We start from the raw sequence: 13,232 nt of genomic DNA on the forward strand, positions 1-13,232 counted from the left end.
ATGCCGCCCGTCTTCGCCCACGGCCGACTGCGCCTCTATCTGCTCAAGCTCCTCGACGAGGCCCCCCGCCACGGCTACGAGGTGATCAGACTCCTGGAGGAGCGCTTCCAGGGTCTCTACGCGCCCTCGGCCGGCACGGTCTATCCCCGGCTCGCCAAGCTGGAGGCCGAGGGCCTGGTCACGCACGCCACCGAGGGCGGCCGCAAGGTGTACTCGATCACCGACGCCGGCCGCGCCGAGCTGGCCGGGCGCGGCGGGGAACTGGCCGACCTGGAGCTGGAGATCCGTGAGTCGGTCTCCGAACTGGCCGCGGAGATCCGGGACGACGTGCGCGGGGCGGCGGGCAAGCTGCGCAACGAGATGCGCGCGGCGGCGAGCGAGAACCGCCGCACGGACTCCGCGTTCGCCGACACCAAGGAGGAGCTGCGCCGCGCCACGCAGGAGTGGCGGGAGCAGACCCGCCAGGCCCTTGCGGAGGCGCAGTCGGCACGCCGTCAGGCCAGGGAGTTCCAGCGCGTCGCCAAGCAGGTCCAGGAGCAGGTGCAGGACCACTTCGCGCGCGGTGACTGGCCGTCGGGCGTCTGGGAGGGCATCTCGGACATCACGGCGCAGCTCGGCGGGCTGGTCACCGGCACGACGCACCCGAAGGCGGCCGGGGCCGACCCGGCGGCCGCGCCGCCTCCGCGCGGCGCGGCCGACGAGACCGGGCCGGCGGCCCGCGAGGAGGCCGCCGCGGAGTGGGCCACCGATGCCGAGTCCACCGGCGACCCCGCCCGTGACCTCGACCGGCTCCTGGACCGCTTCCGCGACGACATCCGCGACGCGGCCCGCGACCACGGGGTGACGGCGGCGCAGCTGACGGACGCCCGCCGCCATCTGTCCACAGCGGCGGCACACATCACCGCGCTGCTGCACCCGCGGGCCGGCAAGCAGGCCCGCTGACGCCGGGCGCCGTCAGCCCCGGGTGACGGTCACCGTCACCCGGGACCCCGGCGCCGCCACCACCCACGCCCGGCCCGCTTTCTCGCGGAGCACGACCGCCTTCCCCCGGACCGCCACCTGCCAGGCGCCCGGGGGAAGGGACAGCTCCGTCACCCGTGAGCCCCGGCGCCCGGAGTCGTACTCCAGGCGGTAGCTCCCGGTCCCGGAGTCGTAGGAGGAGGAGCGGACCGTGCCGGCGACCGCCTCGGCGTACGGCTGCGCGGTCAGCTCCTTGTTCGTACGGAAGGTGCCGGCGCCGTCCACCGCGCAGTAGCCGCCGCCGTAGCACCACACATAGCCGGCCCACCCGCTGCCGTACCGGCCGAGCGAGGCCATCGCGTCCCGGTAGAAGCGGTTCATGTTCGGCAGGGAGTTGTTGAGCGGCCCCCACTCCCCTACGACCACCGGGACCTTGTACTCCTTCGGGTACCGGGTCACGGCCTGCTCGTAGCTCTCGATCCAGCCGGCCGCCGGGTCGTAGTCGGCGCCCGCCTCCATGGCGGTGTTGTAGAAGTGCGGCGCGTAGACGACCTTCGGGTCGTCGATCCTGCCGAGGCCCGTCGGGACGCCCTCGCCGACGATCGGGGTGGGTTCGACGAAGACCCACGTGTCGCGGTCCACGGAGCGGATGGCGTCCGCGAGCCGGTTGTACATCGGCGTCAGATGCTCGCGTTCGATCCTCCGCGCCGCCGTCGGCAGGTCCTCCCCCTCGCCGAGTTCGCCCATCGGCTCGTTGATCAGGTCGTAGCCGAGGACGGCCGGATGGTCCGCGAAGCGGTCGGCGAGGACGCGCCACATCCCCGCCTGGGCGCGCCTCAGGTCCTCGTCCTCGTACAGATGCGTGAAGGCGCGCTGTACGGCCGGCTCGAAGTACTCGGCGAACCAGTCGTCGGGGTGCGGGGTGAAGGGCAGCCCGTCCGTCCGGGTCGCCCACGCGGGGACGCCCCGGTGGCCGAAGGCCGGCCCGAAGACGTCCTGGTGGGCGTCGACGAGGACGTGGACGTCATGCTTCTGGGCCCAGTCCAGGACGCGCTCGATCTTCCGCAGATAGGTCTCGCTGTACCGGCCGCGCTGTGGCTCCAGGTCGTCCCAGAAGACGAGCAGGCGGGCGAAGTTGAAACCCTGGGCGCGCATGTCGCGGAAGTGCCGTTCGGTGACGGCGGACAGGGCCTGGTCGCCGCGGCCGGCCTTGTCCTCGACGTTCCAGCCGCGCAGGGTGAGGGTCCGGCCCCGCTCGTCGGTGAGGACGGGTATGCCCCCGGGGCTCTCGGCGTGCGCGGCGCCGGTCGGGGCAAGGAGCGCGGCGACGACGGCGCCCGCGGCAAGGATCGTTCGTGACAAGGGAACCTCCGGCACGACGGTGTGAACGCGGTGCCGGAGATCCCATCAGCAGATCTGACGGTGCATCAAGAGGTCGTCAGGACGATCTTTCCGAAGAGCTCGCCCGAGGCCATCTTCTCGAAGCCCTCGCGGGCCCGGTCCAGCGGCAGCACGTCGTCGATCACCGGCCGCACGCCCGTGGCCGCGCAGAACGACAGCAGGTCCTCCAGCTCGTCCTTGGAGCCCATGGTCGAGCCGACGACCTTGAGTTCGAGGAAGAAGATCCGGGTCAGCTCGGCGTGCGAGGGGCGGTCGCCGCTGGTGGCACCCGAGATGACCAGGGTGCCGCCCGGCCGCAGCGACTTGACCGAGTGGGACCAGGTGGCCGCGCCGACGGTCTCGATGACCGCGTCCACCCGCTTCGGGAGCCGCGCGCCCGGCTCGTACGCCTCCTCGGCGCCGAGCTCGAGGGCGCGCTTGCGCTTGGCCTCGTCACGGCTGGTGGCGAAGACGCGCAGGCCGGCGGCCTTGCCGAGGACGATCGCGGCGGTGGCGACGCCGCCGCCCGCGCCCTGCACGAGGACGGAGTCACCGGGGCGCACCCCGGCGTTGGTGAAGAGCATGCGGTACGCGGTGAGCCAGGCGGTCGGGAGGCAGGCGGCCTCCTCGAAGGAGAGTTCCCTGGGCTTCGGGAGCACGTTCCAGGAGGGCACGGTGACGCGCTCCGCGAAGGTGCCCTGGTAGCGCTCGGTCAGGATGGAGCGCGGCTCGTCGGGCCCCACGCCGTGGCCGGTCTGACCGATGACGGAGTGCAGGACGACCTCGTTGCCGTGCTCGTCGATGCCGGCGGCGTCGCAGCCGAGGATCATCGGGAGCTTCTCCTCGGGCAGCCCCACCCCACGCAGCGACCACAGGTCGTGGTGGTTGAGGGAGGCGGCCTTGACGGTGACGGTGGTCCACCCGGCCCGCACCTCGGGCTCGGGTCGTTCCCCCAGCTCAAGGCCGTTCAGCGGCTGGTCGCGGTCGATTCGGGCGGCGTAGGCAGCGAACATGGCCCTGAGCGTAAAGCGGGCCGGTGCGCGGCGGTACCGCGCACCGGTGTGACGTGAGTCCCTGCTGCGGCGCTCGCCGCGGTGTCAGTCCCTGCGGTACTGCGCCGGGGAGTTCTTCGTCGACGGGTCCTCGTACGCGCCGGCCCTTCCCCGGTCCACATGGAACGAGGTCAGGGTCGCGACCGGCGAGACCGGGTCGCGGCGGTCGGCGATCACGCGCATGTGGGTGGTGAAACGCTGCGGCGTCACCTCGTACACGTCGTAGCCGTAGCGGTTGCCCTCGAAGTACTGCAGATGCGGGTTGCCCGCGCCCATGAGGGGGCCGTTGGTGCGGTTCCAGTCCGCCGAGTACGCGCTGGAGGTGATCGAGTGGGCCGTGAACTCCGTGCCGATGACGGGGGATTCGGTGCTGTCGAAGTCCGGGCGGAGGTCGTCGACGAAGGCGGAGTGCCAGTCGCCGGTGATGACGACCAGGTCCTCCAGGCCGCTGCTGTGCACATGGCCGAGCACTTCCTTGCGCTCGGCGAGGAAGCCGTCCCACTGGTCGGTGAACATGTACGAGCCCCCGGGGCGGCCCCGCAGCTGGCTGAGCATGATCGAGTTGGCCCAGACGTGCCAGGAGTCGGGGGCCTGGGAGACGCCCTGCTTGAGCCAGGTCTTCTGGTCGGCGCCGAGGATGGTGCCGCCCGCCAGGTTCTGCGCCGAGCGGTGCGAGCGCAGGTCGAGCACGGTCAGTTCGAGCAGATCGCCCCAGGTGCGGCGGCGGTGGATGACCGGGTCGGGCAGGGCGGAGTCACCGGTCAGTCCGTCCCGGTGGGGCATGTGCTCGTACCAGGCCTGGTACGCGGCGGCCCGGCGCTTGAGGAACGGCGCCCCTCCGCCCGTACCGCTGTAGTCGTTGACGACCTCGTGGTCGTCCCAGGTGAGGAACCAGGGGTGGGCGGCGTGCGCCTCGCGCAGGGACGCGTCGCCCTTGTAGAGGGCGTGGCGGCGTCGGTAGTCGCCGACCGTGAAGGGGTCGGGGGCGTTGTGCTCGCGGTCGTGGCCGGTGGTGGCGCCGCCCTCGTAGATGTAGTCGCCGAGATGGACCACGAAGTCGAGGTGCTCGCGGGCGATCCCGCGGTGGGCCGCGTAGTACCCGGAGGTGAAGTGCTGGCAGTTGGCGGAGGCGAAGCGGACGGAGGGGACGGCCCCGAGGGGAGCGGTCTTGGTCCGGCCGACCCGGCTGGTGATGCCGAGGGCCTTGAAGGCGTACCAGTAGTGGCGCCCGGGGGCGAGGCCGCCGACCGGTACGTGCACGCTGTGCCCCAGGGTGGCGGAGGCCGGGAAGGTGCCGCGGGCGACGACCCGGGACAGGGTGCTGTCCTCGGCGACGACCCATTCGACCTCGACGATCTCGGGCAGGTTCTGGTGCTCGGCGAACGGCTCCGGGGCGAGCCGGGTCCACAGCAGGACGCCGCCGGCCTGCGGGTCGCCGGAGGCGACGCCGAGCGTGAAGGGGGCGGGGTCGTACTCGGCGCCGAGCTGCTGGGCGGCGTCCTGGGCCTGCGCGGGCGAGAGCCCGCCGCTGAGCGGCCACACGGTGCCGAGCGCTCCGGCGGCGGCGGCGGCCTTGATCAGGTCCCGTCGGTTGAGCGTCACGTGGCTGCTCCCTGCGTCGTCAGCGTGAGCGATATCCCGTCGGCGTATCCGTCGTTCGAGGTTCCGCTTCCGGTACGGGTGAACACCAGCCGCACCCGTGCGACGCGCGCCCCCGGCGGTACGGCGGCGGACTCCCGCCGCTCGAAGAGCCCGGTTCTGTTGCCGCGCTCGCCGGCGGTGACCGGCCCGAGCACGCTGAGCGCGAGCGGGGTGCCCTTGGCGTCCCGGAACTCGACGGAGAGCCGGGCTCCGTCCTCCTGGGTGGCGTATCCGCCGAGCCAGCCGACGATCTCGTAGCGCGCGCTTCCCGCGTCGACACCGTCCGCCGGCAGGACGACGTCCTGGACGAGCACGGTCTTCGGGCTGTTGCCCCCGGAGAAGAACCTGCTGCCCCGCAGCGCGGGCCCGGGGTCCTTCGGACCGGGGTATCCGCCGCCGAGGCTGTACGCGATCAGCGCGGGCGCGCCCTCCGCGATCTTCCACCCGGTGACGGAGCCGACGGGCTGGGCGCTCCCCCCGGGTCCACTCTCGGCGTCACCGTTGACGACCAGATTCACTCGCGTCTCCCCTGCTTGAGGTGTCCGGCGCGGTGCATCACAGCAGCCGGGGGTGAACCTTGGAAGACGCGGGACGGAACAATGCCCCCGAACACGCCGACGGGCCGCCCGGTGCCCCTGCGGGGGGACCGGGCGGCCCGTACGGGTGACGCCGGACCACGGGTGGCGCCGCATGCCTGGGCGCCGGACGTGTCAGCGGCGCGCCACGCCCTCGGCGCGGGCGGCGGCGGCGACCGCGGCCGCGACGGCCGGGGCGACCCGCTCGTCGAACGGCGACGGGATCACGCAGTCCGCGGCGAGCGCGTCGCCGACCACGTCCGCGATCGCGTTGGCCGCGGCGATCTTCATGCCCTCGGTGATCCGGGAGGCCCGGACCTGGAGCGCACCGGCGAAGATGCCGGGGAAGGCGAGCACGTTGTTGATCTGGTTCGGGTAGTCCGAACGGCCGGTCGCCACGACGGCCGCGTACTTGTGCGCGACGTCGGGGTGGACCTCGGGGTTCGGGTTGGCCATGGCGAACACGAAGGCGTTCGGCGCCATGGCCGCGACCGCGGCCTCCGGGACCGTGCCGCCGGAGACGCCGATGAAGACGTCCGCGCCGGCCAGGGCGGTCTCGAGGGAGCCGGAGAGGCCGGCCTTGTTGGTCAGCTCGGCGATCTCGCGCTTGACGTCGGTGAGGTCCTCGCGGTCGCGGCTGACGATGCCCTTGCGGTCCGCGACGGCCACGTCGCCGAGACCCGCCTCGAGGAGGAACTTGGCGATGGCCACACCGGCCGCGCCGGCGCCGGAGATCACGGCGCGCAGGTCGCCGAGGGTCCGGCCGGTCAGCTTCGCCGCGTTGCGGAGGGCGGCGAGGGTGACGATCGCGGTGCCGTGCTGGTCGTCGTGGAAGACGGGGATGTCGAGGCGCTCCTGGAGCTTGCGCTCGATCTCGAAGCACCGCGGCGCCGAGATGTCCTCCAGGTTCACTCCACCGAAGGAGGGGGCGAGCCGGACGACGGTCTCCACGATCTCGTCGGTGTCGGTGGTGGCGAGCGCGATCGGCACCGCGTCCACGCCGCCGAACTGCTTGAAGAGGATGGCCTTCCCCTCCATGACCGGAAGCGAGGCCTCCGGGCCGATGTCGCCGAGTCCGAGCACCGCCGTACCGTCGGTCACGACCGCGACGACCTGGGACTTCCAGGTGTAGTCGTGGACCAGTTCAGGCTGCTCGGCAATCGCGGTGCACACCTTGGCGACGCCGGGCGTGTACGCGAGGGACAGGTCGTCCTTGTCGCGGAGCGGCACGGTGGCCGAAATGGCCATCTTGCCGCCGCGGTGCAGCGCGAAGGCCGGATCGAAGGGCTCCTGAGCCCCTTCCGTGCCGCTGTCGCTGCGAGGATTGACGATCTCCGCTGCCATTGGGTTGACCCCTTAAGTCTTCTTCATTTGAGGGTGGCCGCTCCTGGTTGAGGAGGGGTGGGCGGGTCCCGCGGTCGCCGTGTCTGGCAACCGCGCGGGCGCGCCGCACAACGCGCCCTGAGCCCCGGATGAGGGGTGTAAGGATCCTTCTTACCGGACGTACGTCACCGTAGACGAGTCCAATTCGGCGCGGTGATGCGACTCATACGGCCGCAATGGCACCTTGCGCAGAGCAGGCACGTCATCGAATGTCCGGACACGCACTCCGTACACCGGATCGTGTCCTTCGTGTCGTCCGAATGGCGAGATCAACCGGAGATTTTCCGGCGAGGAGGGGGTATCTCCGGAGAAGGTCCGGCCCTGATGTACCGGCCTGTCGGGATTCGGGGGTCACCCGTTATCCGATTTTGACATGCGGAGCCGTCCGTTTAGGACGGTCCGAATGGCAAGATGCCCGTAATCACACGAGGTCGCGACACCCGAAGGTGCGTGCGCGGCCTATGGCAACTCCCTCAACGCCGGAGGAACCCGACCATGACCGCACGCTCCACGCGCTGTACGACCGCCGCCAAGACCCGCACCTCCCGTCTTGCCGCGGTCGCCGCCATCGCGGTCGCCGGCTCCATGCTGCTGACCGCGTGCGGTGACCAGACCGAGGGCGGCTCGACCCCCGAGGGCGGCAAGACCGGCGCCGCCTCCAACGCCCCGCTCTTCTCCAAGCTGCCCGCCGACATCCAGAAGGCCGGCGTCATCAAGGTCGGTACGGACGCCTCGTACGCCCCGATGGAGTTCACCGAGGGCGGCAAGATCGTCGGTGTCGACCCGGACCTCGGCGAGGCCCTCTCCAAGCAGCTCGGAGTGAAGTTCGAGTTCGTCTCGGGCACGTTCGACGGCCTGATCACCTCGATCTACACCGGCCGCCAGGACCTCATCATGTCCTCGATGACGGACAACAAGAAGCGGCAGGAGGGCCTGGACGACGACGGCAAGAAGATCGGCAAGGGCATCGACTTCGTCGACTACTTCAAGTCCGGCGTCTCGCTGCTCGTCAAGAAGGGCAACCCGCAGGGCATCAACTCCCTCGACGACCTGTGCGGCAAGACGGTCGCCGTCCAGCGCGGCACCATCTACGAGGACACCTTCAAGGCGCAGGCCGAGAAGTGCGGCGCCAAGAAGCTCACCATCCAGGCGTTCGACACCGACGCCGAGGCCCAGACCCGCGTCAAGGCCGGCGGCGCCGTCGCCGACCTGAACGACTACCCGGTCGCCGCGTACATCGCGAAGACCTCGGGCGGCGGCAACGACTTCGAGGTCGTCGGCAGCCAGAGCGACGTCGGCCTCTTCGGTATCGGCGTCTCCAAGGACAAGCCGGAGCTGCGTGACGCGGTCAAGGAAGCCCTGGACGCGATCATCAAGGACGGCTCGTACAGCAAGGTCCTGGAGAAGTGGGACGTCAAGGAAAGCGCCGTCACCTCGGCGACCATCAACGCCGGCAAGTGACCTCCCCGCGCTCCACTGAAGGGCAGTCATTGTGACTGACAAGATCGACAAGGGGCCGGCCGCCGCTCCGGCCGGCCCCGGCGCCTCGGGCTCCCCCTACGAGGCGATCAAGGCCATCCCCGTACGGCACTACGGTCGCTGGGTCAGCGCCGTGGTCGTCGTCGTGCTGCTGGGCTGGCTCGTCTACGCGTTCTCCCAGGGCAACGTCATCTGGGCGACCGTCGGAGACAAGCTGTTCGACACCTCGGTGCTCGAGGGCCTGTGGAACACCGTGGTCATCAGCGTCGCCTCGATGGCGCTCGGCCTCGTGCTCGGCGTCGTCTTCGCGGTGATGCGCCTTTCGAAGAACCCGGTGACCGGCGCGGTCGCCTGGCTCTACATCTGGTTCTTCCGCGGCACGCCGGTCTATGTGCAGCTGCTGGTCTGGTTCAACCTGTCGCTGATCTTCGAGTACATCAACCTCGGGCCGATCTACAAGAACGAGACCGTGGACGTCATGACGCCGTTCATGGTCGCGCTCCTGGGTCTCGGCCTCAACGAGGGCGCCTACATGGCGGAGATCGTCCGGGCCGGCATCCAGTCGGTCGACGAGGGACAGACCGAGGCCGCGCACGCGCTCGGCATGTCCCAGACGAAGACCATGCGCCGCATCGTCCTGCCGCAGGCCATGCGCGTGATCGTGCCGCCGACGGGCAACGAGTTCATCAACATGCTCAAGACCTCGTCGCTGGTCTCGGCCGTGCAGTACACGGAACTCCTGCGGGCCTCGTCGAACATCGGCAACACGGCCGGTGCCGTCATGGAGATGCTCTTCGTGGCGTCGATCTGGTACCTGGCCCTGACCAGCGTGTTCAGCGTCGGTCAGTACTACCTGGAGCGCCGCTTCGCCCGTGGTTCTCTGCGCAGCCTGCCGCCGACCCCGCTGCAGCGCATCCGCGCCAACCTGACCACGTTCAAGCGTTCCCCGGAGGCGACCCGATGACCGCCATGGTGAAGGCCGAGGGCGTCCACAAGTCCTACGGCGCCGCGCACATCCTGCGGGGTATCGACCTCGAGGTGGCTCCCCGCGAGGTGTTCTGCCTGGTCGGCCCGTCCGGCTCCGGCAAGTCCACGTTCCTGCGGTGCATCAACCACCTGGAGCGTGTCGACGGCGGCCGGCTGTCCGTCGACGGCGAGCTGGTGGGCTACCGCCAGAAGGGCGACAAGCTCTACGAGCTGAAGGACAGCGAGGTCGCGGCCCAGCGCCGGGACATCGGCATGGTCTTCCAGCGCTTCAACCTGTTCCCGCACATGACGGCCCTGGGCAATGTCATGGAGGCGCCGATCCAGGTGAAGGGCGAGGCCCGGGCCGTGGCCCGCGAGCGGGCCGAGCGGCTCCTGGACCGGGTCGGCCTGGCCGACAAGGCCGGGAACTACCCCTCGCAGCTCTCCGGCGGTCAGCAGCAGCGTGTCGCCATCGCCCGCGCGCTGGCGATGGAGCCGAAGCTCATGCTCTTCGACGAGCCGACCTCGGCGCTCGACCCGGAGCTGGTCGGTGACGTCCTCGACGTCATGCGCGACCTCGCCGAGTCGGGCATGACGATGATCGTCGTCACCCACGAGATGGGCTTCGCCCGCGAGGTGGGCGACAACCTCGTCTTCATGGACGGCGGTGTGGTGGTCGAGTCCGGCAACCCGCGCGACGTCCTGGGCAACCCGCAGCACGACCGGACGAAGGCGTTCCTGTCCAAGGTGCTGTGACGACCCGCGGTACGACGCGAAGGGCGGTACGGGCTCCCCGTACCGCCCTTCGCGTGCGCCGGCTACTTCACCGCGAGCACCATCGTGTCCGAGGGCGAGGCCCACACCGGCCGCGCCTCGGCGAAGCCCGCCGCGCGCAGGATCTCGGCATGGCGGCGGGAGGAGGGCGTGTCGCCGTCGGCGTGCTCGCCGTAGATCTCGAAGCGGCGGGCGGTCGGCTCGGCGAGGACCGGGTCCTGGGCGGCGACCGCCCACCACTCGGCCCAGTCGAGGGCGCCCCCGGCCTTCGCGCGGTCCATGGCGGCGTGGCGGTGGGCCCGCTCGGCGGCGTTGATCCGCGGCGTGGTCTCGTCGATCATGTGGTCGGCGTTCATGAGGACGCCGCCGTCCCGGACGAGCCCGGCCAGCTGCCCGTACAGCGCGGTGAGCGGCTCGACGTGGAGCCAGTGCAGCGCGGTGGCGGTGAGCACGGCGTCGTACGTGTCGTACGGAAGCCTGCCGACCCACCCCGGGTCCTTGAGGTCGGCGGTCACGAAGGAGGCGCGCTCGTCGCCGGCGAAGTACCCCTCGGCGATGGCGAGCAGGGCCGGGTCGAGGTCGACGCCGACGCTGGTCGCCCCCGGGAACCGGCGGAGGAGCCTGCTTGTGATACTCCCTGTACCGCACGCCAGGTCGAGGACCCGGGGCTCCGGCCCCACCAGGGCCTCGACCATGTCGAGCATCACGCGGAACCGCTCCTCGCGGTCCGGCATGTACCACTCCTGCTGACGGTCCCAGCTCTCCTGCCAGGCCGCCCAGTCGGTTCCGGTCGTCGCCGCGTCCGTCATCTCCGCCGCCCCTCCTCTTCGTAATACCCTCGAAGGGGACACAGCTGTTACCCCCTCCCGCCCCGACCCTAGACCGCCGGAGTAAGGACTACAAGTGGAACTGGCCTATTACTCGGATTACGCCGTGCGTCTGGTCAACACCGAGGAGCCGACTCGCAACAAGGACTCCCTGACCTCGGTCGAGGCGGTCCGCGAGCTCTTCGGCTCGGCCTCCCAGATGGCCCGGCGGGCGACGGATGCCGACGTGACACGCTTCCGGTCGGTACGCACGCGGCTGCGGGCGGTCTTCACCGCGGCGGACGAGGGCGACCACACGCACGCCGTGGACCTGCTGAACTCGCTGCTGCTCGAGTTCCCGGTCTCCCCGCAGATCTCGGGCCACGACCACCTGGACGACGAGGGCCGCCCGCGCTGGCACATGCACCTCGCCGACCACCCCTCGAACGCCACAGCGGGCTACGCGGCGATCGCGGCGATGGGCCTCGCCTTCCACCTCACGGAGTTCGGCGCCGACCGCCTCGGCCTGTGCCAGGCGTCCCCCTGCCGCAACGCCTACCTCGACACCTCGACCAACCGCTCCCGCCGCTACTGCTCCGACCGCTGCGCGACCCGCGCCAACGTGGCCGCCTACCGGGCGCGCAAGCGCCTTGAGGCCGAACGGTCGGACCGGACCGGCCTCAGCGCGGAGAACAGCCAGGAGACCACCACACCGGCCGACCGCTGACGCCCGGGCGTGACCGGGCGGTACCTCGCCCGCACGCGCCCCAGCACCAGCTCGGCGGGGACGGCGCCGAAGACCCGGCTGTCGCCCTCGGTGTCCGGGTTGTCCCCGAGCACCCACCAGCCGGAGTCCTGTCGCTCGATCAGGCGCTTCACGATGAGCAGGTCCTGCTGGAGCGGATGGCGCAGCACGGCCACACTGCCGGGCCGGAGCCGTCCGCCGTAGTGCACGAGGAGCCGGTCGCCGTGGAGCAGCGTGGGCACCATGGACACCCCCGTCACCTCGGCGATCCCGAACAGGGGCCCGGCCACCCGCCCCGGCTCCCGCCCCGCGTCCGTCATCCGGCACCTCCCGGTCCGATCGTCCACTCGTACACGAGTCCCATGGTGACCCTGGACTTTTGTCCTAAGCCCCAGGGGGCGCTCGCGAAAACAGCCTTCTCGGGGAGTAATCTCCCACCTGAGAAGACGATCACGAGGAAGGACAGCTCAATGCTCTCCCGCCTGTTTGCCCCCAAGGTGAAGGTCAGCGCCCACTGCGACCTCCCCTGCGGTGTCTACGACCCGGCCCAGGCCCGGATCGAGGCCGAGTCGGTCAAGGCCGTCCAGGAGAAGTACCAGGCCAATGAGGACGCGCACTTCCGCGCGCGTGCCACGGTCATCAAGGAGCAGCGCGCGGAGCTCGCGAAGCACCACGTCTCGGTGCTGTGGAGCGACTACTTCAAGCCCCCGCACTTCGAGAAGTACCCGGAGCTGCACCAGCTCATCAACGACACCCTGAAGGCCCTCTCGGCCGCCAAGGCGTCGACGGACCCGAAGACGGGCGAGAAGGCGCTGGAACTCATCGCCGAGATCGACCGCATCTTCTGGGAGACGAAGAAGGCCTGACCTTCCTCGCACACGCGGAGCCCGAAGGGGCCCGACCGGTGATCCCGGTCGGGCCCCTTCGGCGTACGTGGGGCCGGCCCGGGCGCGGAGCCAGGCGCCGAAGGGGGTCGGGACGGCCGTGGTCAGGGGGTGGGCTCCACCGGGAGGGAGTAGCGGAGCTTCTGCTGCGCGGCGGCGCCCAGGCGGTCGTAGAAGCGGATCGCGCCCTCGTTCCAGGCCGGGGTCTGCCACTGGATCTCGGTGAGGCCGAGCGTCCGCGCCTCCGCGCGCAGGGCCTCCATGAACAGCGGGCCGAGGCCCAGGCCGCGTTCCGCCGCGGAGAGGTAGAGGCAGTCCATGTGGAGGTACTCGGCGCCGTCCCAGGTGGACAGTTCAGGGGCGCACGTGGCGTAGCCGACGAGGCGGCCGTCGGGGAGCTCGGCCACCAGGCAGCGCAGCCGGGACCGCTCGGGGCCGAAGAGGAGGGCGCGGAGCCGGTCCGCGAGACCGGGGGCCGGGGGCACGGCCTTCTCGTACGCGGCGTGCTCGGCGGCCAGTTCGGCCACCCGGTCGAGGTCCCCCGGCCGCGCGTGCCGCACCCGGGCGGCGCTCGACGGCGTGCTCAT

General features: G+C 70.9%; 14 protein-coding genes. 6 read left to right on the top strand and 8 right to left on the bottom strand.

Translation table 11 applies throughout. The annotated features are described in order from the left end of the window. Positions 1-942, top strand: a complete 942-nt coding sequence (locus tag ACZ4VW_RS01280) for a PadR family transcriptional regulator (RefSeq protein ID WP_467957142.1) — start codon at positions 1-3, stop codon at positions 940-942. A gap of 12 nt (positions 943-954) precedes the next feature. Here the strand turns inward: ACZ4VW_RS01280 and ACZ4VW_RS01285 are convergent, their stop codons facing one another. From ACZ4VW_RS01285 to ACZ4VW_RS01305, 5 genes are all read right to left on the bottom strand, one after another. Then, complete coding sequence (locus ACZ4VW_RS01285; RefSeq protein WP_467957144.1) at positions 955-2,322, bottom strand: cellulase family glycosylhydrolase; 1,368 nt, start codon at positions 2,320-2,322, stop codon at positions 955-957. Between the two features lie 65 nt (positions 2,323-2,387). Next, positions 2,388-3,353, bottom strand: coding sequence for a zinc-binding dehydrogenase (locus tag ACZ4VW_RS01290; protein WP_467957146.1), 966 nt, complete (start codon positions 3,351-3,353; stop codon positions 2,388-2,390). Between the two features lie 84 nt (positions 3,354-3,437). Further along, positions 3,438-4,994: an alkaline phosphatase D family protein gene (locus ACZ4VW_RS01295; protein WP_467957148.1), complete on the bottom strand. Its 1,557-nt coding sequence runs from the start codon at positions 4,992-4,994 to the stop codon at positions 3,438-3,440. Then, positions 4,991-5,551 carry a phosphoesterase gene (locus ACZ4VW_RS01300; protein ID WP_467957149.1) on the bottom strand — a complete coding sequence of 187 codons (561 nt, stop codon included), beginning with the start codon at positions 5,549-5,551 and terminating at the stop codon, positions 4,991-4,993. Before ACZ4VW_RS01300 ends, ACZ4VW_RS01295 begins: the two co-directional genes overlap by 4 nt. 192 nt (positions 5,552-5,743) lie before the next feature. Continuing rightward, entirely contained in the window at positions 5,744-6,952 is a 1,209-nt protein-coding gene (locus ACZ4VW_RS01305; protein WP_467957151.1) for an NAD(P)-dependent malic enzyme, read from the bottom strand. Between the two features lie 534 nt (positions 6,953-7,486). Between ACZ4VW_RS01305 and ACZ4VW_RS01310 the strand changes: the two genes are divergently transcribed. The 3 genes from ACZ4VW_RS01310 to ACZ4VW_RS01320 are packed head-to-tail and all read left to right on the top strand — an operon-like array spanning position 7,487 to position 10,192. Next, positions 7,487-8,452 carry an ABC transporter substrate-binding protein gene (locus tag ACZ4VW_RS01310; protein WP_467957153.1) on the top strand — a complete coding sequence of 322 codons (966 nt, stop codon included), beginning with the start codon at positions 7,487-7,489 and terminating at the stop codon, positions 8,450-8,452. Positions 8,453-8,483: 31 nt separating this feature from the next. Beyond that, positions 8,484-9,434, top strand: coding sequence for an amino acid ABC transporter permease (locus tag ACZ4VW_RS01315; protein ID WP_467957155.1), 951 nt, complete (start codon positions 8,484-8,486; stop codon positions 9,432-9,434). Further along, the gene (locus tag ACZ4VW_RS01320) at positions 9,431-10,192 is read left to right on the top strand and encodes an amino acid ABC transporter ATP-binding protein (protein ID WP_467957157.1); all 762 of its coding nucleotides are present in this window, start codon (positions 9,431-9,433) and stop codon (positions 10,190-10,192) included. Before ACZ4VW_RS01315 ends, ACZ4VW_RS01320 begins: the two co-directional genes overlap by 4 nt. A 62-nt stretch (positions 10,193-10,254) precedes the next feature. Here ACZ4VW_RS01320 and ACZ4VW_RS01325 read toward each other — a convergent pair whose 3' ends face one another. Then, on the bottom strand, positions 10,255-11,019 hold the full coding sequence (locus ACZ4VW_RS01325) for a class I SAM-dependent methyltransferase (RefSeq protein WP_467957159.1): 765 nt from the start codon (positions 11,017-11,019) through the stop codon (positions 10,255-10,257). Positions 11,020-11,113: 94 nt separating this feature from the next. Between ACZ4VW_RS01325 and ACZ4VW_RS01330 the strand changes: the two genes are divergently transcribed. Continuing rightward, positions 11,114-11,743 carry a CGNR zinc finger domain-containing protein gene (locus ACZ4VW_RS01330; protein WP_467957161.1) on the top strand — a complete coding sequence of 210 codons (630 nt, stop codon included), beginning with the start codon at positions 11,114-11,116 and terminating at the stop codon, positions 11,741-11,743. On the opposite strand, the gene sodX is transcribed toward ACZ4VW_RS01330, so the two are convergent. Next, the gene (gene sodX, locus ACZ4VW_RS01335; protein WP_467957163.1) at positions 11,647-12,081 is read right to left on the bottom strand and encodes a nickel-type superoxide dismutase maturation protease; all 435 of its coding nucleotides are present in this window, start codon (positions 12,079-12,081) and stop codon (positions 11,647-11,649) included. The two genes, ACZ4VW_RS01330 and sodX, sit on opposite strands and share 97 nt — an antisense overlap. Before the next feature lie 150 nt (positions 12,082-12,231). On the opposite strand from sodX, the gene sodN reads away from it, so the two are divergent. Beyond that, a complete protein-coding gene (gene sodN, locus ACZ4VW_RS01340) occupies positions 12,232-12,627 on the top strand; it encodes a superoxide dismutase, Ni (RefSeq protein ID WP_215065625.1) in 396 nt (131 codons plus the stop codon). Between the two features lie 122 nt (positions 12,628-12,749). Here sodN and ACZ4VW_RS01345 read toward each other — a convergent pair whose 3' ends face one another. Then, complete coding sequence (locus ACZ4VW_RS01345; RefSeq protein WP_467957166.1) at positions 12,750-13,232, bottom strand: GNAT family N-acetyltransferase; 483 nt, start codon at positions 13,230-13,232, stop codon at positions 12,750-12,752.

It is taken from the genome of Streptomyces sp. NPDC029139, assembly GCF_055564335.1.